A 23,430-nucleotide genomic window follows, 5' to 3' on the forward strand; every position below is an offset into this window, starting at 1 on the left:
GCGTACCTCATATTTGACTTAATTTTGCTGATACAGCCGTTTGGAATGCAGGCACTTCATTTTGAAGTGCAGCAATCAACCGTGTTTGTTCTGCAGACAGTTCGCCTTCGAACGTTGCGTACTCAAGTGCTAATTCAGCACGTTTTGTCTCTATTTTGCTATTTGCCAGCGCTTTGGCCTCAGCAATAACTTTTTCTCTTAATGCCGCTGCTTCCAGTTTAGCATCACTCATAATCTTCTCAGCTTTGGCGTGAAATGCAGCGATTTCGGAATCGTTGTTACCAACTTGTTCCAAATCTTTTTTAATATCTGCATCCCGTTTTTCCATATAACTGAAAAGAGGTTTGTAAAGCAAACTGTTTAGTAGGGCAATAAGGACAAGGAAGACAATCAGTGTGCTGCCAAGCAGCATCGGACTTATATCTAACATACCACCTCCTAAAAGTTGCGTGATTATACAACTTATAAATTGAAGGGACAGTTAAACGTGGTGAGATATTAAGAAAGTAGGCCTAAAAATGATTCAATTTGATCATTGTCTTCAAATTCTATCGTTAGCTTGTCACCTTTTGTGCCACATTTATAACCATTCATGCTCAAATATTTTTTCAATGCAGAAAAATCTAATGTTTCAATTTCTGAAGACACCGTTGCAGATGTAGCAGGTACTTTAATTTTTTTAATCATCGTTTCTAGATCACGAACACTGAGTTTTTGGCCAATAATTGAGTCGATCATCATAGTTTGTTCTCGTGGATCAAGTCCTAAAATAACTTTAGCATGCCCTGCACTAATTTTCCCATCAACAAGTGCTTTACGTCCTTTATCGCTCAATTGTAATAATCGTAATGTATTGGTGATCTGTGTACGGCTTTTGTGAACGGTTTGAGAAAGTTGTTCGTGTGTTAGTTCATGAATATCAATCAACTCTTGATACGCTTGTGCTAGATCGATGACATTAAGCTCATCCCGCTGAATGTTTTCAATCAATGCTTGTTCCCTCATCTGCTCATCACTGACAGAAACAACAATAGCTTTGATTGTTTTATTTTTAGCTAATTTACTTGCACGGAGTCGACGCTCGCCAGCAATAAGGATATAACCATCAAGATCTTCTTTGACAACTATAGGCTGGAGCAATCCGTGTGCTTTAATCGACTCAGAAAGTTCTAGCAAACTTTCCTGATCAAAATGTTTACGGGGTTGATAGGGGTTTGGTCGAATTTTAGAGACCGCTACTTCCTCAACACCACCTTTTTTTGGCAGTTCATTATCGTACGCCTCTTCTATTTCGCTTAACAGTGCGCCAAGTCCTCTGCCCAATGCGGATGCTTTCGCCATTTTTTTCCTTTAGGCGATAATAGCGTGTGCCAAATCTTGGTACGCCATAGAGCCGCTTGATTTTACATCATACAAAATAGCAGGTTTTCCGAAACTCGGAGATTCTGCTAATTTTACATTACGTGGAATAACGATATAATCATCACTTCCACCGGATTTAAAAAGTTTCGCCTGAAAATGTTGACGTAAATCGGCAAATACTTGACGTGAAAGATTATTTTGTGCACTGTACATCGTTGGTAAAAACCCTTTTATAGTTAACTTTGGATTAATTGTTTTTCGTACCAACTTTACTGTATTTAGAAGTTGCGCCAAGCCCTCAAGCGCAAAAAACTCACATTGGATTGGGATAATAACCGAATTTGAGGCTGAAAGGGCATTGATCGTCATTGGCCCAAGTGCCGGAGGTGAATCAATAATCACATAATCATATTCGTCTTTTACTTGTGCAATAGCACGCTTTAAAATAAGCTCACGCCCTTTAGCATTATCTGCATCGTAGTACTCTTTTTCAACTCCGACAAGACCAATATTCGATGGTGCCAAAAAAAGTTTTGGTAATGATGTTTTTAAAATAATTTCACGGAGTTTTTTTGCACCAATTAATACATGATAAATATTAAACTCATAGTTGTTGCGATGGTACCCTAAAGAGGTCGTTGCGTTTGCCTGCGGATCAGCATCGATCAGCAATACTTTTTTTTCTGCAACGGCTAGGGATGCGGCTAAGTTGACGGCGGTTGTGGTTTTACCCACTCCCCCTTTTTGATTGGCGATAACAATAACTTCACTCATCGTAAACTAAATATCCTTTGGCCGTCACACATTAGCGATCCGTCTTCAAGTAAAACGGCCTTCTGAAGTGCAACTTTTTCATTATTGTTGTGGGTAAAAAATTCTCTACTGTTTTCAAATTCTATCTGGTAGTTGCTAAAAATCTGCTTCCACGTTGGTAAATGTGCAAACAACTCTCCATAAGCTTTTGTTAAATCGTATGGATTAATTTTAATATCAAGTTTTTCGAAACCTATCGGCGCATTCATCAAATTTATTCCGATTCCGCAAACAAGACTATTGCCAATTAAATTAGTGACAGCACCGCCAATTTTTTTATCGTAAAGATAAAAATCATTCGGCCATTTAAGCCAAATTTTAGAATCCATTGAAGCTAATAATTCTTTCATTAAAAAAGCAAAATAGATCGATGAAGATTCAAGTTTTAAATCCTCAGGTAACATTGAACGCTCTATTGCAAGTGAAATAAAGAGATTACCCTCTTCTCCTATCCAACTATTGCCTCTCGAACCTTTACCATTCGTCTGAGACAGGGTTCCGATACATACAGGTGCGTTTAAGCGTGAGGTTTTAAGTTCTTCAATAATATAGCTTTGGGTTGACCCCAGCGACTCAAACCAATGAATGTCCACACCCTATCCGTTTTCCGTTGAGATAATCAACGACTGAAGTCTCTTGTTTGGAGGGAGCTTGAACCCTTGTGATACGAAGGGAACCACGAGAGCATTGAACAACAATACCCTCTTTATCCATATGAATAATTTTCCCTGCTTCACCGAGACTCGCCTCTTCTTCGAGGTTCAGCTCTTTGATCTTTAGTCCTGATTCGCTAAATAATCCGGGCCATGGCGTATAAGCACGATAGCGGTTATAGATTTCTCGTGCATCAGTGAAATCAATCAAGCCGTCTGATTTAATGATTTTTTTACAGTTCGTGGCTTGCTCATCATTTTGACTCACCGCACTTTTGCGATCCCAGTTACGGATAACATCGAGGGTCAAATCTACCGCTGCATCAGTAAGACGCGAATACAACGACTCCACCATCTCATCTTTACCGATAGTGAGCGTTTCAATTTTGATAATCGAGCCTGTATCAAGCCCCTCATCCATCCACATGGCCGTAACACCGCTTTGGGTATCATTATTCAACAAACTTTGCTGAATCGGACTCGCACCACGGTAGTGAGGGAGAATAGAGGCGTGAAGATTGATACACGGTGCATGATCTAAAATCGCTTTTGGAAGTATCTGCCCGTATGCCGCGACAATGATCATATCGCACGATGTTGCCAAAAGTTCATTCACTACGGCTTCATCTCGAAGTCTGTTAGGCTGTATCACGGGGATATTTGCATTTTGAGCTACCGTTTTAACAATCGGAGCGCTCATAATAGCTTTTCGTCCTACCGGCTTATCGGGTTGAGTGTAAACACTTACCACTTCAACATCATTCGCTTCGATCAGTGCTTCTAAAATCGATGCCGCATAATCGGGTGTCCCCATAAAAATAACACGGGTCATTAAAGCTCCTCAGTGGCTTTAAACAGACTGCCTCCGCGATGTTGCCCCTCAATCAAAAAGCTTTTAGCATCGCTCAGATCAAATCCACTTGCCAAAAACATCGCTCCGCCACGTTTAAGAAGAAAATCGGCCGCTTTGAGTTTCGTCACAATCCCACCCGTCGCAAAGTTATGATTCGGTGTTACTTCCAAAGAGAGTTCTTCTGGAGTAATAGATTCAATACGTGAACGTACTTTTGCATCCTCATGACTTCGTGGATCTTTATCATAATACGCATCAATATCGGAGAGGATAACGAGTAACTCAGCACCGAAATGGTGAGCCGCATAAGCCGAGAGCTGGTCATTATCTCCCAAAATCAACTCTTCCGTCGCCGTCGCATCATTTTCGTTAATGATCGGAACAACATTATGTTTAAGGAGAGTTTCAATCGTATCTTTCGCTTTTTGGGACTCTTCGGCGGTATTGAAGTTAGCCGCTGTTACCAATACTTGGGAGGATAGAATAGAATAGTGTTCGAACATCTTGCGGTATTTATTCATCAAAATCGGCTGACCGATGGATGCGAGGGCTTGTTTGTTCGCCAAAATCTTTTTATCGAGTTTAAGTTCGGTATACCCTGCCGCAACCGCCCCCGAAGAGACGAGGATCACTTCATAACTTTTTTTGAGCTCAGCGATAAAATCGACGAGGTTTTGCATACGGTCTTTTGCGATACGCTCATGGTCGCTTAAAACCGCACTTCCGACTTTGACAACGATCCGCTTCATGCGCGCTCCGTTACGACCATTTGATAGAGTGCATACGTTAATGGTTTGATATTGAGATTGATTGCCGAAGAGATCGGTGCAATAAATGCCGGTTTGGAGCGCTCATAAAACGCTTTGTCAAAATCGGCTTGTTCATACACCGGATACTCGTCGCTGAAAGCAAATCGGCTTTTTTTAACAGGATCAAGATTAACAAGTTTCAAAAACGCATTCGTTTTTTCGATTGCTTCTTCGGGGCTCATCGCATCGGCGCGTGTAAGGGCAATGGCATAGTTACGTTCCGCTAAAAGAGGTGAGAATTTTTCAAGCTCTTGTTTGAGAGTTTCATATTGGTACTCAAGCTCATGGTACGATGCCAAATCAATCATAAACAAAAGGGTTTTTGTCCGCTCAATATGACGAAGGAATTTAAGTCCAAGACCTTTTCCCTCAGATGCTCCGCCAATAATCCCCGGAATATCCGCCATAATATACGAATCAAACTCACCGATATTAATCTGTCCGAGTTTCGGAGTCAGTGTCGTAAACTCATAGTTGGCTACTTCAGGACGAGCGTTAGAGACTGTAGAGATCAAGGTCGATTTACCGACATTAGGGAATCCTACTAATCCGACATCCGCGATCAATTTAAGATCAAGTCGAAGAACACGCGTAATCGCAGGTTCACCCGGTTGAGCGTACATCGGTTTTTGGTTGGTAGAAGATTTAAAGTGAACGTTTCCAAGACCACCGCGTCCCCCTTCTAAAAAGAGAACCTCTTTACCGTCTTCGAGTAGATCCAATAAAATATCGCCTGTTTCAACATCCACGACTTGCGTTCCCGGAGGAACAACCACCACGAGACGTTTACCGGCTTTACCCGCCATGTTGGAGCCTGCACCCGGTTGACCTTTATCGGCTTTGAGGTTTTTGTTCCCTTGGAAGTGTGCAAGGGTATGGGTGTTGTTGTCTACTTTGAAATAAACATCACCACCGCGACCGCCGTCACCACCGTTTGGACCACCTTGAAGGACATATTTCTCCCGTCTAAAAGCAACACACCCTGCTCCCCCTTTTCCAGAGGAGACGGTAATTTCTACACTATCACTAAACATGGATGTCCTTAAAGTTGTTTTGAACATTTGCCTCTAATGAGACAACTATTATTTGCTTAACACTGTACTTCGATTCTCAAGTACACGATTAAAAAGATAATTTAGGAAATGGATTCAAAATCGGGCGATAGCCCGATGTAAGTGAAAATTATGCGGCAGGGATGATAGAGACTTGTTTGCGTTTTTTGTCTTTACGTTCAAATGCAACGATACCGTCAACCAACGCATACAATGTGTGGTCTTTACCCATACCCATGTTTTTACCCGGGTGAACTTTTGTTCCGCGTTGACGGATAATAATATTACCCGCGCGTACCATTTCACCACCGTATTTTTTGACACCGAGTCTACGTCCCGCTGAGTCGCGGTTATTCTGTGTACTACCCTGACCTTTCTTATGAGCCATGCTGTCCTCCTACTTTTAAATAATTACGCAGCGATTTTAACGATGCGAACGCGTGTGTGATCTCTTCTGAAACCACGCTTCAATTTACTGTCTTTACGACGACGTTTTTTGTAGATCACGACTTTACGGTCACGACCTTCATTGATAACCTCAGCAGTAACAACAGCACCCTCAACAAATGGAGTACCAGTTTTAAGTTCACCGTTATTAACGGCAAGAACTTCTTTGATTTCGACGGTGGTTTTAGGATCAAGTCCCATTTTATCGAACAAAAGGATATCACCCTCTTGAACTTTATACTGTTTTCCGCCGTTTTTGATAATTGCGTACATTAGCGTTCCTTACTTACAAGTCTACAAAAAGTGGCGAATTATAGCCAACGTTTATTTAAGCTTAAATTAAAGCGATTGCATCGATCTCAACAAGTGCATTTTTTGGCAATGTTTTCACAGCTACGGTGGAGCGCGCTGGCTTATGATCACCAAATGCATCTCCGTAAATAGCGTTAACAACTGCAAAGTCATCCATATCTGCCAAAAAGATCGTTGTTTTAATTACTTTATTAAATGAACTCCCCGATGCATCCAAAACCGCTTTAAGATTGGAAATCACTTGAACACATTGTTCGCTAACTGTACCATTTATCATCTCACCTGAAGGCTTTAGTGCAATCTGCCCTGATGTAAATACCATTCCATTGGCAACAATTGCTTGTGAGTACGGTCCTATTGCAGCAGGTGCATTATGAGTTTGAATGTATTCCATATTATTTTCCTTTATTGTATCGGTTAATAGCATCATCAAGAATCGATTGGTAATCTTCGACAGGCCAATATCCCGGCATTGAGTAAATCACTTTTCCATTGGCATCTAAAAAATAGTTCATTGGAACCATTTTTGCCGTTAAGTTTTTCGGATAAATACTTTTGTCACGTGTGACGTGAACCATTACAAACTTTGAATTTAATTTTGAAATGACATCCTGATCTTGAAGCGTTGTTTGTTCAAGCTTACGGCACCATCGACATTGCTCACTCGTGATAAGTACCAATAAAGGTTTTGACTCTTTTTTAGCTTTAGCCGATGCAGCAGCAAATGTATCCTGCCATACGATGTCAGTTCCAAAGAGGCTTGTCATTAATAGCACCAATAAAACTACTTTTTTCATTATTTACCCTTTTCGTGTAAAACGGAATTTTAGCGAAAATTATCAATCAACTTTGTAAAAACAGTGTAAAGATTTCTCACTTCGTCTATCGATGTACGCTCATTAGGAGCATGAATTGTGTCGTTAATAACTCCAAATTCGATGACATCAATTCCATACCATGCCACGAAACGTGCATCTGATGTCCCTCCTGCAGTCGATTTTTTCGGCATAACTCCACATGTCTCATATATAGATTTCATGAGTGTTTGTACAATTAGCGTATTTGCATCGGTCACAAACGGGTGGGCTGATTGATCAAGACTTAGCGTGTAATCTAACCCTTTGAGATGTGAGGCGATAAAAAATGCTATTTTTTCTTTATCGGTGCAAGTAGAATTTCTGACATTAAACATCATTTTCAGTTTTCCGGGTGAAACATTCGTTGTCTCAATTCCTGCACGAATATCGGTGATCACAATCTGACTTGGGGCGAAATACTCATCCCCTTCATCCAAAAAAGCACCTGCAATCTTAGAAAGAACTGGTGCAATTTGATGGACGGGGTTGATCGCTTTTTCAGGATAAGCAGCATGTCCCTGTTTTCCCGTAATTTCAATCACTCCATTAATAGAGCCGCGACGGCCAACTTTGATTGCATCACCAAATTTTTCTTCACACGTCGGTTCGGCTACAACAACAGCATCCGGTAGAAGATTCTGTTCTTTAAGATATGTTAATACCTCAACTGTCCCGTATTTTGCAGGTCCCTCTTCATCGGATGTCAATAGAATTGAAAGAGTGCCGTTAAAATCGTGTGCTTCTTTAAGTGCTTGGGTAAAAGCCGCCACACCACTTTTCATATCCTGTGCACCACGTGCATAAATATACCCCTCAATCTCGGTTGCTACAAACGGATCACTATTCCACCCCTCCCCTGAGGGGACAACATCGACATGTCCGGCGAAGCAGAGGTGTTTTCCTTCTCCGAAACGACGGTAAGCAAAAAGATTTTTCACCCCTTCTTTATCGATTCGGATTATCTCAAAATCATGCAGATACTCTGACAAAAATTCAAAAATTCCACCATCTTCGGGAGTGACACTCGGTGATTCCAAAAGATGCTTAAATAGCTCTATAACGTTCAATGTCCATCCTCTTTTAATTGCGTCTCATATTCTAGACGTAAACCATTCGGTGTCATTATAAAACCTTGCAGTTTGATTTTGCCTTGCGAAATTTGACGAGAATGGGTTTCACATATAGGGATAAGATGATGATGCTCTTTTAAAGCGGGATTTTTTTGCAGATTTCGAACCAACGCTCCGCAGATGACGCATTCAGATGCCACCACTTCACGATAGCGTTTAATATACTCTTTTTGATTACCCAATTCGAGGACATCGTATTCTTTGGCTAAGCTCTCTCGTAGCCGCGCAGCATTTTGTAAAAAATGGGGGTTCATATGGAGAGATTCGGCAAATTCTAATCCATACACACTGCTTCCCCGCCCAGATTTTAGAATACGATCATAGACCAACCGATCACTTCCTTCATCATACCGTACACTCAAATGTAAATGCACTACTTCACGTAAACGGCTGAGCTCACTGACCATAGAGAGCTGATGTAAATGTGTTGTCATTAAAAACAGGCACCCTTTTTTATTCAATTCTATTATTGTACTCGCGACGATGGCTACTGCCGAGAGTGTTTCAGTACCATGACTTATTTCATCACCCAAGACAAGAGAGCGAGATGTTGCACGCGTGAAAATTGTGTTAAGTTCTAACATCTCCACCCCAAAGGTTGAGAGTGATTTTGCTACATTATCACGTGATTGAATACGCGTATAAATCCCATCAAACAGCGAAAATTTCATTCCCTTCGCCGGAACAAAAAATCCAGCTTGAGCCAAAGTCACGGCGATACCGATACTTTTCATTAGAGAAGATTTCCCGCTGGAGTTAATTCCATACAGCAATACACCTCGGATATTGGCTCCATCATGTACTTTAGAATCCAACATTACCGTATCAGGATAGGGTAAATCAACATGATCACGATTCCCCATCACAATATCATTCGCGACATAAGATATTCCCTGAGATTCAATCAATAAATGACGTAAACCGCTTATTTGCAAAAAGTTTTCATCACATGAATCCACAAGAGATGGACGTGTAAGTGCGTATTTTTGAGCATTAATCGCCGAAGAAACAGCTACATCCACCTGCGCGATCCAGTCAATGGTAGTGTGGACGAACTGAGTTTGACTTAGCAGCCACTGACGATTATAATAATTATTTTTAAGCTCTATCTCCCATCCTTCCAATAGTGTCTCTGATGGAAGAATAAAATTTAATTTATGTCTGACACAATACGCTTGTATTTCAATCATAAAAATACATGCATTGTAAAAATCGTTAAATCGATCTTTTTGACGTTCTTGCAACCTTTGCCATAAAAGCTCTAAATCACCGATATGAAGCAATTTTTCTTGAAGCCATAGTGAGTGCGGATTCACTATTTCAATCCAATCGAACCGTTTTTGAATTTCTTGAGACTCTCTAATAGGCAAAAAAAGTCGAAAACGACCTAATCTTTTTCCCATAGGAGTAGACATGGTTAAAAAAAGGGTAGAAATGGTTGAAATGCGCAAATCAGCACTGGTCATTTCAAGCTGTTCTAAAGCATTATTACCGAGTTCCATTAATTGTGGTGTTTCTAAAATCTTGGGAAGTGTATAGGGAACAAAATTCTTGTGCTTAGTTTGATAGTATGCCATCAAAGCTAGAGCTTGGGAACATAGCGGCCGAATTTCTAAATTTAAATGTTCAATCGGGCTTAATAGAGATTGGAGATTGAACATCGCTTGAAATAGCGTGTTTTGTTCGTCTAACTCAAATATTTGCTCATCATAGGTGATTACAAAAGTCGTAAAACTACTCGCTACATCATCAAAAAGTTTCCTTGATGATGCACCAATAATCAAGTGCGTACAGTTTGTCACAAATAATAAATGCAATAAACGATCAATAGCACTGTAAGGGTGAGACGGTTCAGCCTCAATTTCACACATCCACCCTTTTAGCCCGCTGGGCTCAAACATAGCCAAACCAATCGAATACCCAAAGCTATCATAGTTGATAAAGATGGAAGCTTGAGCCTCTAAAATCATGACTGCACCACGTTTATTAAATTAAGGAACTATTTTATCAAATAAGATGCAAAAATAAAAAAATTTACTTTTATTTAAGTAAGAATCGAGTTATAATCGCACTTTTATATTCTAATCTAAGTTTAGGAGATGCCAAATGAAACGACCTAACCCCATAAACGAAGAAGTATTATTTGATGGACGAAGTTTGATTTCCGAAACTGATACTAAAGGTATTATAACCTATGTCAACCGTAAATTTACAGAAATGACACTCTACTCAGCCGTCGAAGCCGTCGGACAACCACATAGTATCTTGCGTCATCCGGATATGCCTAAAGCAGGATTTGAAGGGATGTGGAAAGTTATTCAGAGTGGGAAAATTTGGGAAGGGTATGTTAAGAACCTTCGTAAAGACGGTAAATTTTACTGGGTTGTTGTCCATATTGTCCCAAAACTTGATGAAACGGGAGAAATTATCGGTTATATTGCATCACGTAAAATGCCCGATCGAAACCGTCTTAAAATAGTCGAAGAACAATACAAAGAGTTACTCGCACAAGAACATTAATTTAGATTATTTTTTTACCTGCATTGCAATCTCTCGCATAACACAAAAAAGTTCCTCTTTAGTATCAAAACGGAGTTCTACTCGATTGAGCGGAACCTCTCCCACTGGATCAAAATCGCAAACCAATACATAGGCTTCAAGCGTTATTTGATTCGCTTTTAACTCAGCCCATTCTAATGATACCGATGCACTTTCACCACCTGCGTGGATCAAAGCAGCCGGATAGAGGCGAGTAATTTTTCCTAAATCAATCTCTTGGTCGTTGGATACAAATATCATCTTATTTTTCATCCGATCTCCTCTAAAGTGTATGTACGTCGTATCCATCTGTAATAAAAGGCAGCCAAAGCAAAGACAGATCCCAAAAACAAGGTAATCATCCCTAAAGAGAGCCCTAAAACGGCTAAATATCCTATTAGCAAAGAGACAAATGCCCCTACTCCTAAAAAAATCATATCATTATATGCGATAACACGACCATAAAAATTACTATCTGTATGATGTTGCAATAGTGTATATGTATACGACCACAAGGTTGTTGTTACAAATCCGACACCCACAGAAGCAACCAGTGAGAGATAAAAATCATCAATGACTAAAGCCCAAAACATTATAGATGCTGCTTCAGCGAGCAATAATAGACCTAATCGTGAATTATTAATCCAATTCCCTAACACCATCGGACCGATGACAAGCCCAAATGCCCTTGCTGCATTAAGCAAACCAATTCCTAAAGAGACCGCAATAATTTGAGCATAAAAATGTTTTGCTGCTAATGCTACCAAAGCATCAAATGCCGTAAATCCAATAATGGCATGAAGAATCATCAAATGCAAAACAATAGGATGATTACGTATGTAACTAAAAGCCTCTCTCATCATAAAACCTAATTTTGCACTATTTTTCGAAAATTCAATCTCTATATTAAGGGATGATAGTAAAAAAAGGACGATAACAAATAATCCGGCATCCAGTAAAAAAGCGGTAGTAACACCTACCCAATAAACAACCAAACCACTTAAAGCCATACCGAATGTATACGATAGAGACCAGATAATCGAGTGAATTTCATTAGCAGTCTGAAGTGATTTACCTTCTAAAATTCGAGGAAGCAACGACATCTCTACCGTAAAATGAAAACTTGATGCCCCCATACGAATAAAAACCAATACATATAACAGCCATAACATTCCAACATTATCAACCGTGATGAGAGTAAGGGTAGAAAAAATTTCTATAATGGTCAAAATTATCATAAGTCGTTTTGGATGAATACGATCAAGTATAACACCACTCAATGGTGCTTGAAAAACTCCGGGAAGAAAGTGAAGGGCAGCAACCAAGGCGATTGTTGAAGCATCCGCTCCCATTTGGATTAAGAGTGTATAAATCGCGACATTACTAAACCATGCACCAAAATAAGCAAGCAGTTGAATAAAAGAGAGGCGACGAAGCAGCGGTTCACGCCGTAAAAGGGAAAAATAACGTTTCATAAATGCAAGAATATCATGTGAAGGTTAAAGTTTTTATTGAGCTGGTCGATTTAGGGAGTAGAAATGTTTTAGGTATCTCAAGGAGAAGTATCATGGAAATATTGCAAACTACTGCCAAAATGCAGCAAAGTCAAGCAACTGCCCAAAAACCTGCTGCCACAGAATTGCAAAATACGCAAAGTGTTCAAGAAATTCAAAAGGCTCAGATTAATCAAGACAAAGTCAGTCAAACTGACAATGAGCAAAAAACAACTAAGATTGATTCACAAAAAGATATGGATAAATTGATCGATCAACTCAATCGTTCTCTTGATCCGTTCAACACGTCACTAAAATTCGGTTTTGACAACACTTCAGAGGATTTTTACGTCTCTGTAATTGAAACTAAAAGTAATCGTTTACTTAGACGTTTTCCATTAGAACAGGCGGAGCAATTATTGCCAAAAATGCAAGAAGTCAATGGGCTATTATTCGATCAAAAAGGGTAATGAACCCACTCAAAGTTATACTTTAAATTATTTTTCGATGACATTAAAGGGATATTTATGTACACTAATTTAGCTTACAATGCTTACACACAAAATAATATCGGTGTTGAATCACCTGAAAAACTTATTCAAATGATGTATGAGGGGATTTTACGCTTCAACATGCAGGCCAAACGCTCTATTGGTGACAATGATATTGAAAGACGTACTTATTGGATCAACCGTTCCAATGCAGTTTTAACTGAATTAATCAATATTTTGGATTACAACCAAGGTGAAATTTCGCATTATCTTGCAGGCCTTTACAGCTATCAACTTCGACTTCTCAGTGAAGCAAATCTTTATAATAATAGCACTAAACTAGATGAAGTAACCCAAGTATTCAAAGGACTTCTAGAAGCGTGGAAAGAGAGTACTAATGTGGCTAACCAAGCTTAAAACTGCTCTGGTTCTCGAAGAAATTGATCGGATCTCCGTATTAATTAACGAAATGCCTAAATTTGAGACACTTAAACAAATGGAAGAAGCAGCTTACCTTCTCCAACAAAGTAAAATTCTCTTAGAACAAAAGAAAATCCAAACAGCACAAACGCTACAACAACTCAAGAATAGCTTGGATTTTCTCAAATCTACTGAAGCCCAGCAAACACATTCATTAAATCTAAAATTTTAACCCTTTTCTCACCATTTTTTTGATAAAATCGCGCTATTCACTCCACACTGTATAAATGGAGTATGGGTATCAATGATAAGGATGCATGTATGAAAAAAGAGGTTAAAAAAGTTGTTCTCGCCTATTCCGGCGGATTGGATACGAGTGTTATTTTAAAATGGCTCCAAGATGAGTATAAATGCGAAGTTGTCACTTTTACGGCCGATATCGGGCAAGGTGAAGAGGTAGAACCGGCTCGCGCCAAAGCGATCAGCCTCGGGATTAAACCTGAAAATATTTACATCGAAGACCTTCGTGAAGAGTTCGTACGCGATTACGTTTTCCCGATGTTTCGTGCCAATGCGATTTATGAGGGTGAATATTTGCTCGGAACATCGATTGCACGTCCTTTGATCGCAAAACGCCAAGCTGAAATTGCCCGCATCACGGGTGCCGATGCGGTCAGTCACGGTGCTACCGGAAAAGGAAATGACCAAGTTCGTTTTGAAATGGGTTACCTCGGACAAAATAGTGCGCTCACTATCATCGCACCTTGGCGTGAATGGGATTTGAACTCGAGAGAAAAGCTACTCGCGTATGCGGCAGAGCATGGAATCAAAATCGAAATGAGCGGTAAAAAATCTCCATATTCTATGGACGCCAACCTCCTTCACATTTCGTATGAGGGTGGAATTTTGGAAGATCCTGCTGCAGAACCTGAAGAGAGTATGTGGCGTTGGACGGTATCCCCTCAGGATGCACCTGATGAAGCAGAGTACATTGAAATTGGCTACGAAAAAGGAGATCCTATCAGCCTAAACGGCAAAGCACTCTCCCCTGCTGTTATGTTGGAACAACTCAACATTATTGGAGGACGCCATGGGATAGGACGTGCCGATATCGTTGAAAACCGCTTTGTTGGAATGAAAAGTCGCGGTTGTTACGAAACTCCGGGGGGAACTATCATGATTAAAGCTCACCGTGCCATCGAATCATTGACACTAGATCGCGAAGAAGCTCACCTAAAAGACGAGTTGATGCCACGTTATGCTAAACTCATTTATAATGGTTTCTGGTTTGCACCAGAACGGGAAATGCTCCAAGCGGCTATCGATAAGACCCAACAAAATGTACGTGGAAGCGTTCGATTGAAACTTTATAAAGGGAATATTATGGTTGTTGGACGCAGTTCGGATCTTTCACTCTTCAACCCTGAATACTGTACATTCGAAGAAGATTCTGTTTACGATCAAAAAGATGCAGGCGGATTTATCAAACTTAATGCACTCCGTTTTATCATTGCCGGTAAAGCACGAAAAAATAAATAAGGAATTTACGTATGAGCATCATCAAAATAGATATGAATTCGGATGAGTTCCAAGCGGAACTCGAAAAAACGATCAAATTTACCGATAAAGTGGTCAGCCAATTTAATTGGGCATACAATCCACAAGAAGAGATCAACGAGGGTGTTCAACTCGGACTTGCTCGAAATAAGATGATGTATGGCAAACGTTTTTGCCCTTGTTATATGGTTGAAGAGGTAGAAGGCAAATATCAAAGTACTGATAATCGCCTCTGTCCTTGTACAACCGCCATTGAAAAAGAGCTTCCAGAGGAAGGTGTCTGCCACTGTCAAATCTTCTGTACGCCAGAATTTGCAGCAGCTAAGCGCATGGAGATGGGAGTTGAAGAAGTCACCCATCAACACTCACGTGGATTAACTAAAGAAGAATGTGAAATGCTCTTGCACAAAAGTGATCTGGATAGTGACGAGTTAACATCTCTTTTTGAAGCACGTGAACTCGGTATGGTTAAATTTAAAGTAGTCGATGTTCGTGAATGGATGGAGTGGAAAATGGGACGTATTTCCGGAGCTGACGTATTGATACCGACGAGCAGCTTCTTCCAAACCCTTACTGAATCGAAATTAGAGAAAGACGAAAACATTATCGTTTATTGTCATGTCGGAAGCCGAAGTGCCCATTGTCAACGTATCTTGTCAGATATGGGATACACTAAAGTTTCCAATCTCGCGCACGGCATCGTCTCTTATGGCGGCGTAATCGTTCGCGGTTAATCAAGGATTAAAATGAAAGTATTATTGACAAAAGATGTTAAAGGAGTCGGAAAATCCGGCGAGATCAAAGAGGTAGCAGATGGCTACGGTAAAAATTTTTTAATCGGAAAAGGGTTAGCATTTGCTGCAACCCATGAAGTTTTAAAAAAATATGAGTCAGAACAAAAGAAGAAAGCTGCCCACGAGGCAGCAGAAATTGAACGTCTTAATGCTACTAAAACGCAGCTTGCTGATATTAAAGTAGTGATTTCAAAAAAACTGGGTAATACCGGCCATTTATTTGGTGCTGTTACTAAAGAAGAAATTACAGATGCGTTAAAAATTCAACATAATATTGAAATCGATAAAAAAGAACTTGATGCAAAACACGGCATTAAAACAACCGGTTTGCACGACTTGGACCTCAAGCTCGGTCACGGCATTCACGCGATACTTCATCTAGAGATCAAAGGTGAATAAAGCAGGATTTGTTGCCCTCGTCGGGCGACCCAATGCAGGAAAAAGTACCCTAATGAACTGGATTTTGGGTGAAAAAATCGCTCTTGTCAGCCATAAAGCGAATGCAACCCGTAAACGTTCTAACGCTATCGTTATGCACAATGATGATCAGATTATTTTCGTTGATACGCCTGGGCTCCATCAGGCTGAAAAACTGCTCAATCAATACATGCTCGAAGAAGCACTCAAAGCAATTGGAGATTGTGATGTTGTCGTTTATTTGGCACCTGCATCTGATAAAACAATTCATTATGAAAAGTTTTTGGAAATCAATTCTGACAAACGTAAGCATATTATCGTTTTGAGTAAAATTGATCAAATTTCACAGGCTGAACTCCTCAAAAAAATCGGTGAATACAACCGCTTTAGCGACCATTTTCTGGCTCTAATTCCAATGTCTGTCACTAAAAATGTCGGAAAAAAAGACCTACTCGACACCCTTGTTAAACATCTCGATGAATCTCCTTATCTCTACGACCCTGAAAACATTACAACAGAAATGATACGTACCATTTACAAAGAATTTATCCGTGAAGCAATTTTCGATAATATCAGCGATGAAATTCCTTACGAATCCGATGTCATCATCGATAAAATTGATGAGGATACGCCAGTAGAACATATTCGTGCGACTATAATTGTTGAAAAGGATTCCCAAAAAGGTATTATTATCGGCAAAGGTGGGGCGGCCATCAAGCGAATTGGACAAAACGCCCGAGAAAAAATTGAGCGATTAGCCTCAAAACCAGTATACCTTGAACTTTTCGTTTCAGTTAAAAAAGGGTGGACTAGTGATAAAAAATTCTTAAGTGATCTAGGATACGAATGGTAAAGGCGTTTCTTATTTCGATAGCGTCCTTGACACTATTGCTTTCGGAAGACTCATTTATGCTCTATAAAAGCGGTGGAAAAAAACTGCTCGAGCAAGAGATGAGTAATCCTTCCTATTGGTCAGGCTCACTATTGAAGAAAGATCTTCGTTTTGGTTATTTTGAACGTGCATTATCCCTGCTTACTGTCAATAAAGACAAAGGCTTACTTGAACTCTATACTCCGGATTCTCAAAAACGATTTTCACTGAAAAAAAAGTACAGTGCATTAACCGGTAAAAATGCTGGTGATAAAAAAAGAGAAGGTGATTTAAAAACACCTATTGGTATTTACACCTTTACTGAAAAGAAAAAAACCGTTGACCAATTTTATGGTCCCATGGCATTCGTCACCTCATATCCTAATTTATATGACAAAATTCGTGGTAAAAGCGGTGATGGTATCTGGGTGCACGGAGTCCCTCTGAATGGTTCGCGTGATCCCTTCACACGTGGATGCGTTGCCATCAATAATGATGACTTACTCCAATTAGATAAAAATATTAATCTTTCCAATACCCTTTTAATCATCGATTCTTCTCTCAAACAAGGGGTAAGTTCAAATGTATATTCAATTATTTTAGCAGGACTTTACCAATGGAAATCTTCATGGATCAACAACGATATTGATACCTATTTATCATTTTATGACCCCACTTTTAAACGTTCCGATGACATGAGTTTCAACCAATTTAAATCTTACAAAGAACGCATTTTTGCTAAAAACGAAAACAAAACTATCTCTTTCAATGAAATCAACATTATTCCTTACCCTGGTGAAGCACGTAACCTTTTTTTAGTTACGTTTTATCAAATATATTCAAGCGATAGCTATCAATCTAAAGGGGATAAAGCATTACTTATCCGAATCAATAAAGACCAAGCCATTTCTATCATAACTGAAGACTAACGGATGAAACTGCCGTTCTTCATTGTTCTATTAATAAGTCATACCTTAAGTGCAGATCCATTTAGACTTATTAAAAAAGAGAGCCTTACTGAGTCATCTCCAACGCTCCTTGTAATTGGAGGAATTCATGGAAATGAACCAGGAAGTTATTTTGCCACTGCATTACTCGCACAGTACTACCAAATTGAAAGAGGAAATGTTTGGATTGTACCGAATTTAAACCAACCCAGTATTCAGAACGACAATCGTGGTATCTACGGTGACATGAATCGTAAATTTGCTGAAATCAATCCTAATGATCCCGATTACGATGCTGTTGATCAAATTAAGAAGATTATTCTTTCTCCTGAAGTCGGTCTTATTTTAAACCTTCATGATGGTCACGGTTTCTATCGTAAAGAGTATCAAAATACTATTTTCAATCCAAATTCATGGGGGCAAACCTGCGTTATCGATCAAGGAATATTAGAGGGGCCTCATCCCTTTGGAAACTTAAATGATATAGCATCCAAAGTAAGCCAATTACTCAACGAAAACTTAATTGAAAATCACCATTATTTTGATGTACGTAATACCAATACCCGTTTTGATGACGAAGCAATGAAACATTCTTTAACCTATTTTGCAGTGATAAATAATAAACCTGCATTTGCTATCGAAACAAGTAAAAATCTTCCAACACTTCATCACAAGGTGTTTTATCAACTCCGTGCAATAGAAAGTTATATGCAGATAATGGGTATTCAGTTTAAAACGTCTCTGATACTTAGCCCAGAAGAAATCGAAAAAATACTCAAAAACGATGGAAACTTAACAATTAACAATGATTTTTATTTAAATTTAAAAGATTTAAAAAACACTTTAAGTTTCATTCCGCTACAATCGAAGAATAACGATTTTAAGTTTTCACATCCACTCGGGAGTTTTCGAAAAAATCATTCTGGGTATGATCTTTTTATTGGTAACAAAAAGATAAGTACTCTTATCCCAAGTTACCATTTGAAAGAGAACTGTTCTACGTACATTTCGCTCTTCATTGACGGAAAACATGAACATATCCCTTTTGCTTCAGATTTTTTTGTAAATGCCGATTTTGAGATTATCAATAACGATCCTAACATACGTGTTAACATCATCGGTTATACTAACTCAAAAGTAAAAGATGAGAGTAACATACGGATCAAGTTAAGCGATATAGACACTAAATATGCTATTGATAGCCATAAAAAAAGCTATAGGATTGAATTTTATCGGCAAAACTGTTTCTGCGGAATGGTTCTTGTACATTTTAAATAGGAAAGAGGATGAATAAACACCAACAACAAACCTATTCAACCATCGTATCAGCGGATCCTTATAAAGGCGACTTCTACGTCGGTACATTTAATACTATTTCTAGTATTGCATCTCCTTCTTTTTCAAAAGACCAATATAGTGTATCTTTTTTAAACACAAAAGGATTTATTTCAGCCCTCATAGGAATTAGTAAAAATATTCCTGATGATGATATCTATGATGCTCTTGAGAATAAAGTATATGAAGAACTTGCGTTGGATATGGCCGTTGAATACCATATTCGTTATGTTGAAGCGCTACATCGAAGTACCGAGGGAGATCGATTTTTTCATGTTTTTGTAGTAGATCCACTTACATTAGAACAAGAATACGTAAAAATTGTCGATTCCATCAAATACATTGATCAACTTATTCCTGTACCGTTATTATTAAAATCACTCTACGTAAAAGAAATCATTGACTCCTCTGATGTACATTGTTTTATTTATTTTCAAGAAAACGATTCTTTTTTCTGTATCTATAACGAGCAAGAATTTATTTACACCAAATCTTTAAAATTTTCTCTTTTGCACATGCACGAACGATTTTGTGAACTGATTGGTGAACAAATTGATTTTAACAGCTTTCAAATCATGCTTTCGACAGAAGGTCTTAATACTTCAAACTCTGATTATCAAAAAAATCTCATCAAACTTTTTGGTGAGATTTTTCTCCATATTAGCGATATCATGGCATACGCAAAAAGAGCTTATGATATTAAAAGATTTGATGAAATTTTCATTGGAACAAGCGTTGGAAGCGTCCTCGGCTTAGATGAATACGCACAAACCTATCTAGGATTAAAAACAGCCCCTTTTGAATTTGATTACGGTTTTAACACTAATGGCCTAAATGTTGATCAAATTCATCAACTAATGCACCTCTATGGACGACTTCAAGCAGAAGAGCGTTATGAATGTAATTTCACTATATTTCACAGACCTCCCCCTTTTGCGAAGCGTGAAAGTGGCAAGCTTATTTTAATTGCAGCTGCTTCTTTAGCTGGAGCACTACTTTATCCAGGAGTTTATTGGGGATTGTCTTACGTAGAAGAATTTCACCATGCAGTTTTGAGTAAAGAATACGCACAGGTTCATATCGAAAAAACAGAACGTGAGGCAATAATAAATCTTAAAAATGCTAATAAAAATGCAGCACAAGTACTTTTAGATGAAGAAAAAACTGCTTACAAACAAAAACAAGACACTTTGGTTCAAGTACACGAGAAAAAAGTCGATTATCCAATGAAAGCTAAAATCATTTCTGATTTTACCCGTAGCTTTAATCAATACAGAGTTCAACTTAAAACAGTGGCTTATATTGAAAACAATGTAAGTAAAACCTTTATTTTTGGATTAACATCCACAAAAACGCAAGACATAACTGCTCTTTTGAAAAATTTAACGGATAGTAAACGTGATAAATACACTTTTAACCTTGAACTTATCTCTTACGATGAAGAAGAGAAATCCTATTTAAGTGAACTCAAGGCGGTAATCAAATGAAACTTCAAATCGAAGACTACCTTTATTCTTTAGATCAATCACTTTCGCAAAAAACAGAACGCGATAAAATGATGCTTTATGTCATGATATTTGCTTCGTTATTTGCATTTTCTTACTTATTATTTTGGGACAGCTCTGAAGCAAGTTTTCAAGTTTCGCATGAAAAAGCGCTTAAAGTTGAAAATGACCTCAATATTGATAAAGACTACTTAACCCTTAATCCGCCTGAGCGTATTATACAAATTGAGCAAGAAACCGTAGAAATACAAAGACAGCATACTCTCTACATTCAATACAACACTTACATAAAAGAGCAGTTAGAACAGATTTCTTCTCTTTATTATGATGAAAAAGTTTGGGGCGCATACCTCGATTCAATTTCACGTTATGCACGTACTTATAATGTCAAATTAGTGGAATTTGGAAACACACTTCAAATTGACAACAGCTCATTCGGACACGTATTAGATATTTCTATAGCATCTGAGGGAGCATATAAAAATACCTTGAAATTCATTAATGCCCTTGAGCAAAGTCAATTGGTTGTTGATCTTCATGATTTTAATATTACCGCTGATGAAAAGCTAAAAGGTGATCTCAATATCTCAGTATGGGGGATCGTAAGACAATGAAAAAACACATACTTTTAGGATTAATATGTGGGACACTACACGCTGCAGTAGTCATTCCAACTATCTCGAATAGTACAACAGTACTACAGCCGCAAAATGATAAAGAGCTCGCGTGGGTTGATGAGCAGATTCAAGCCATTTTACCTTCTCGAGTTGGTGTGCCAGAAGGGTTTATTAATTCACTGCGTGATCCTATGAAAATGAAAAAAACTCTTCCCTCTGCGGCTAATGGGTCAAAGCTTCTTGCTCCTCCAAAATTAGGGATAGGAATAGACGTTTTAACTATGCCAAAAGTTATCGATGTGCCACTACGTCTACTAGCTATTATGAATAAAACCGTCTTGATCAACGGTAAATGGTATAAAGTAGGAGACAGTGTCCGAAACTTCACCCTTTCTGAAGTAAAACAAAATTCTGTTTTACTTATTGGGAAAAAAGATCAAAAGCTTATTTTGTTTTTAACGAAACAAAATAATAACATTAAAATAACCACTAAATAGGAAAGTATCATGACATCTATAATTAAACACCATGCACGAGCGTTTATGTTATCCGTTGCTACGGCTGCACTGCTCTCTCCTACGGTACACGCAGATTGCACCTACGAACTCTTTAATATTTCGTCGGTAAAAGGGACCAGCGTAGGAGAATTTGTAGACCAACTCAGTGATGAGTGTGGTATGAGTGTCATTGTTACCGATGAACAGGCTGAAAATGTTCTGAAAAAACCTATGAACAAAACATTTTTGAAGAATCTCACTATTAATGAAGTGTTTGATTTGATTATTAAAGAAAATAATCTTCAATACACACTTCAAAATAATGTGCTGAAAATCTCTTATTTAACCACAAAGACCTATAATATAGATTATATTACCACAGAACGAAAAGGGACAGGAAGTACCAATATACGATTAAGTTCCAATTCTGGTACAGCAGCAGGAGCTGCTAGTGGTTCGGCCAAAGGCACAGGTGCCAACAATGCTTCTTCCGAGTCAGGAACCAATATTTCAACCATAGATGAGGTGAAATTTTGGGATACATTAGAGCAAGAAGTTAAAAGTATCCTTAGCCGCCCAGAAGATGATTATAAACAAAATAACACTCTAAATCAAGTATTAGATACAAAAGCTGACCCAACAAAAGCACCAGAACAAGATTCACACCACAATATCTTCATCAATAAAAGTGCCGGCTTAGTAACAGTAACAGGGACTGGAAAGCAAATTCAAAGACTTGATGGCTATATCAATGAATTACAGAAAAAAATGCATACACAAGTCCTAATTGATGTTAAGATGTACAGTGTCGTCTTTAGTGATGGCGCTTCAACAGGTATTGACTGGTCGCAACTGTACGCACTCCAAAACATTGATTTAAGTTTCAATAGATTTAATCTACATAATGCTGCTGGATTTAAAGCGACATCAGAAGGTACTACTAATATTATGTTCCCATATAGTGAAGTTTCTCCTTTACCTGGTGTAAATATTGGAACCAACATTTTTCAACTTGGAGCAAAAGGAAGTTTGAACGAAGTGGTTAAGTTTTTGAAAACCCAAGGAGACGTTTACTCCATCTCTAATCCAAAAATTTTAACGCTTAATAATCAACCTGCTCTTATTACTGCAGGAACAGAATTATTTTATAAAACAAAAAGTAGTTCTACTCTTGCCGGTGGAACAACAGGAACAACCTCACAAACTGATATTGTTAGTTCAGTTTTTTCGGGTGTTTTATTAGATATTACTCCTGAAATTGCTGGCGATGGAAGTATCACGTTACGTATTAATCCATCAATATCAGAAACAGCGAGTGAAATATCAACCAATAATTCAACACGCGACATGCCACCTGACTTGAGTCGTCGTCAAATCTCTTCAGTTATTACGGTTAAAGATGGAAGCCGTGTCATTCTAGGAGGCTTAATCAATACTAAAAATGTTCAAGATGACAACAAAGTTCCTTTTTTAGGTGATATTCCGGTATTAGGATACCTTTTTAAACGTGAAGCAATGAGTAAACGTACAGAAGAAATTGTTATTATTATCGAACCACATATTATCAAAAAAGAGAAAGATACCATTAGTTTAGGTGATTTAGGTTACACACGACTAGGTAGACAAATTGAAGAAGAAGCAAAGCAAGAAAGCAAGTAAC

The 23,430-nt window shown here is 38.5% G+C and carries 29 protein-coding genes; 14 read left to right on the forward strand and 15 right to left on the reverse strand.

Going from position 1 to position 23,430, the window contains the following annotated elements; all coding sequences use genetic code 11:
* Positions 1–7: 7 nt before the first annotated feature.
* The 13 genes from PHR02_RS01115 to PHR02_RS01175 form a co-directional block, all read right to left on the reverse strand.
* Entirely contained in the window at positions 8–430 is a 423-nt protein-coding gene (locus PHR02_RS01115) for a F0F1 ATP synthase subunit B' (RefSeq protein WP_299987708.1), read from the reverse strand.
* A 68-nt stretch (positions 431–498) separates the two neighbouring features.
* Positions 499–1,341, reverse strand: a complete 843-nt coding sequence (locus PHR02_RS01120; protein WP_299987711.1) for a ParB/RepB/Spo0J family partition protein — start codon at positions 1,339–1,341, stop codon at positions 499–501.
* A 9-nt stretch (positions 1,342–1,350) separates the two neighbouring features.
* On the reverse strand, positions 1,351–2,136 hold the full coding sequence (locus PHR02_RS01125) for an AAA family ATPase (protein ID WP_299932118.1): 786 nt from the start codon (positions 2,134–2,136) through the stop codon (positions 1,351–1,353).
* On the reverse strand, positions 2,133–2,768 hold the full coding sequence (locus tag PHR02_RS01130) for a biotin--[acetyl-CoA-carboxylase] ligase (protein WP_299987714.1): 636 nt from the start codon (positions 2,766–2,768) through the stop codon (positions 2,133–2,135). The genes PHR02_RS01125 and PHR02_RS01130 overlap by 4 nt, the downstream gene beginning before the upstream one ends.
* Positions 2,749–3,660, reverse strand: a complete 912-nt coding sequence (fmt, locus tag PHR02_RS01135; protein WP_299987716.1) for a methionyl-tRNA formyltransferase — start codon at positions 3,658–3,660, stop codon at positions 2,749–2,751. Before fmt ends, PHR02_RS01130 begins: the two co-directional genes overlap by 20 nt.
* Positions 3,660–4,430 carry a glutamate 5-kinase gene (gene proB / locus PHR02_RS01140; protein ID WP_299987719.1) on the reverse strand — a complete coding sequence of 257 codons (771 nt, stop codon included), beginning with the start codon at positions 4,428–4,430 and terminating at the stop codon, positions 3,660–3,662. Before proB ends, fmt begins: the two co-directional genes overlap by 1 nt.
* Positions 4,427–5,524 carry a GTPase ObgE gene (obgE, locus tag PHR02_RS01145; RefSeq protein ID WP_295014024.1) on the reverse strand — a complete coding sequence of 366 codons (1,098 nt, stop codon included), beginning with the start codon at positions 5,522–5,524 and terminating at the stop codon, positions 4,427–4,429. The genes proB and obgE overlap by 4 nt, the downstream gene beginning before the upstream one ends.
* Before the next feature lie 148 nt (positions 5,525–5,672).
* The gene (rpmA, locus tag PHR02_RS01150) at positions 5,673–5,930 is read right to left on the reverse strand and encodes a 50S ribosomal protein L27 (RefSeq protein WP_299987723.1); all 258 of its coding nucleotides are present in this window, start codon (positions 5,928–5,930) and stop codon (positions 5,673–5,675) included.
* Positions 5,931–5,953: 23 nt separating this feature from the next.
* On the reverse strand, positions 5,954–6,262 hold the full coding sequence (gene rplU, locus PHR02_RS01155; RefSeq protein ID WP_015654104.1) for a 50S ribosomal protein L21: 309 nt from the start codon (positions 6,260–6,262) through the stop codon (positions 5,954–5,956).
* Between the two features lie 61 nt (positions 6,263–6,323).
* On the reverse strand, positions 6,324–6,695 hold the full coding sequence (locus PHR02_RS01160; protein ID WP_299987727.1) for a RidA family protein: 372 nt from the start codon (positions 6,693–6,695) through the stop codon (positions 6,324–6,326).
* A 1-nt stretch (position 6,696) separates the two neighbouring features.
* On the reverse strand, positions 6,697–7,098 hold the full coding sequence (locus tag PHR02_RS01165) for a DUF255 domain-containing protein (protein ID WP_299987729.1): 402 nt from the start codon (positions 7,096–7,098) through the stop codon (positions 6,697–6,699).
* A gap of 29 nt (positions 7,099–7,127) precedes the next feature.
* Positions 7,128–8,225, reverse strand: coding sequence for a succinyl-diaminopimelate desuccinylase (dapE, locus tag PHR02_RS01170; protein WP_299987732.1), 1,098 nt, complete (start codon positions 8,223–8,225; stop codon positions 7,128–7,130).
* Positions 8,222–10,258, reverse strand: coding sequence for a hypothetical protein (locus tag PHR02_RS01175; protein ID WP_299987735.1), 2,037 nt, complete (start codon positions 10,256–10,258; stop codon positions 8,222–8,224). The genes dapE and PHR02_RS01175 overlap by 4 nt, the downstream gene beginning before the upstream one ends.
* Positions 10,259–10,394: 136 nt before the next feature.
* On the opposite strand from PHR02_RS01175, the gene PHR02_RS01180 reads away from it, so the two are divergent.
* Positions 10,395–10,808 (forward strand): PAS domain-containing protein, encoded by a 414-nt coding sequence (locus PHR02_RS01180; RefSeq protein WP_299987739.1) that lies wholly within the window; start codon positions 10,395–10,397, stop codon positions 10,806–10,808.
* A gap of 6 nt (positions 10,809–10,814) precedes the next feature.
* On the opposite strand, the gene PHR02_RS01185 is transcribed toward PHR02_RS01180, so the two are convergent.
* Together PHR02_RS01185 and PHR02_RS01190 are read right to left on the reverse strand one after the other, a co-directional pair.
* Positions 10,815–11,099, reverse strand: coding sequence for a hypothetical protein (locus tag PHR02_RS01185; protein ID WP_299987741.1), 285 nt, complete (start codon positions 11,097–11,099; stop codon positions 10,815–10,817).
* Complete coding sequence (locus PHR02_RS01190; RefSeq protein ID WP_299987744.1) at positions 11,096–12,301, reverse strand: MFS transporter; 1,206 nt, start codon at positions 12,299–12,301, stop codon at positions 11,096–11,098. The genes PHR02_RS01185 and PHR02_RS01190 overlap by 4 nt, the downstream gene beginning before the upstream one ends.
* Before the next feature lie 92 nt (positions 12,302–12,393).
* Between PHR02_RS01190 and PHR02_RS01195 the strand changes: the two genes are divergently transcribed.
* The 13 genes from PHR02_RS01195 (at position 12,394) to mshL (ending at position 23,429) form a co-directional block, all read left to right on the forward strand.
* Positions 12,394–12,789, forward strand: a complete 396-nt coding sequence (locus PHR02_RS01195; RefSeq protein WP_299987747.1) for a flagellar protein FlaG — start codon at positions 12,394–12,396, stop codon at positions 12,787–12,789.
* Between the two features lie 57 nt (positions 12,790–12,846).
* The gene (gene fliS / locus PHR02_RS01200) at positions 12,847–13,227 is read left to right on the forward strand and encodes a flagellar export chaperone FliS (protein WP_299987750.1); all 381 of its coding nucleotides are present in this window, start codon (positions 12,847–12,849) and stop codon (positions 13,225–13,227) included.
* Positions 13,208–13,462 (forward strand): hypothetical protein, encoded by a 255-nt coding sequence (locus PHR02_RS01205; protein WP_299987753.1) that lies wholly within the window; start codon positions 13,208–13,210, stop codon positions 13,460–13,462. Before fliS ends, PHR02_RS01205 begins: the two co-directional genes overlap by 20 nt.
* An 89-nt stretch (positions 13,463–13,551) precedes the next feature.
* Positions 13,552–14,769 carry an argininosuccinate synthase gene (locus PHR02_RS01210; protein WP_299987756.1) on the forward strand — a complete coding sequence of 406 codons (1,218 nt, stop codon included), beginning with the start codon at positions 13,552–13,554 and terminating at the stop codon, positions 14,767–14,769.
* Positions 14,770–14,780: 11 nt separating this feature from the next.
* The gene (locus PHR02_RS01215) at positions 14,781–15,521 is read left to right on the forward strand and encodes a ferredoxin-thioredoxin reductase catalytic domain-containing protein (protein ID WP_299987758.1); all 741 of its coding nucleotides are present in this window, start codon (positions 14,781–14,783) and stop codon (positions 15,519–15,521) included.
* A gap of 12 nt (positions 15,522–15,533) precedes the next feature.
* Complete coding sequence (gene rplI, locus PHR02_RS01220) at positions 15,534–15,980, forward strand: 50S ribosomal protein L9 (RefSeq protein WP_299987760.1); 447 nt, start codon at positions 15,534–15,536, stop codon at positions 15,978–15,980.
* Positions 15,973–16,851: a GTPase Era gene (gene era, locus PHR02_RS01225; protein ID WP_299987762.1), complete on the forward strand. Its 879-nt coding sequence runs from the start codon at positions 15,973–15,975 to the stop codon at positions 16,849–16,851. The genes rplI and era overlap by 8 nt, the downstream gene beginning before the upstream one ends.
* A 56-nt stretch (positions 16,852–16,907) precedes the next feature.
* Positions 16,908–17,798 (forward strand): L,D-transpeptidase family protein, encoded by an 891-nt coding sequence (locus tag PHR02_RS01230; RefSeq protein WP_299987763.1) that lies wholly within the window; start codon positions 16,908–16,910, stop codon positions 17,796–17,798.
* A gap of 3 nt (positions 17,799–17,801) precedes the next feature.
* Positions 17,802–19,094 carry a M99 family carboxypeptidase catalytic domain-containing protein gene (locus tag PHR02_RS01235; RefSeq protein WP_299987765.1) on the forward strand — a complete coding sequence of 431 codons (1,293 nt, stop codon included), beginning with the start codon at positions 17,802–17,804 and terminating at the stop codon, positions 19,092–19,094.
* An 8-nt stretch (positions 19,095–19,102) separates the two neighbouring features.
* Complete coding sequence (locus PHR02_RS01240; RefSeq protein ID WP_299987768.1) at positions 19,103–20,638, forward strand: hypothetical protein; 1,536 nt, start codon at positions 19,103–19,105, stop codon at positions 20,636–20,638.
* Positions 20,635–21,270, forward strand: a complete 636-nt coding sequence (locus PHR02_RS01245; RefSeq protein ID WP_299987770.1) for a hypothetical protein — start codon at positions 20,635–20,637, stop codon at positions 21,268–21,270. Before PHR02_RS01240 ends, PHR02_RS01245 begins: the two co-directional genes overlap by 4 nt.
* Positions 21,267–21,770 carry a hypothetical protein gene (locus PHR02_RS01250; protein WP_299987773.1) on the forward strand — a complete coding sequence of 168 codons (504 nt, stop codon included), beginning with the start codon at positions 21,267–21,269 and terminating at the stop codon, positions 21,768–21,770. The genes PHR02_RS01245 and PHR02_RS01250 overlap by 4 nt, the downstream gene beginning before the upstream one ends.
* Positions 21,771–21,779: 9 nt before the next feature.
* Entirely contained in the window at positions 21,780–23,429 is a 1,650-nt protein-coding gene (gene mshL, locus PHR02_RS01255; protein WP_299987775.1) for a pilus (MSHA type) biogenesis protein MshL, read from the forward strand.
* Position 23,430: the final 1 nt, after the last annotated feature.

The sequence above is a fragment of the Sulfuricurvum sp. genome (assembly GCF_028688295.1).
In the GTDB taxonomy this organism is placed as follows: Bacteria; Campylobacterota; Campylobacteria; order Campylobacterales; family Sulfurimonadaceae; genus Sulfuricurvum.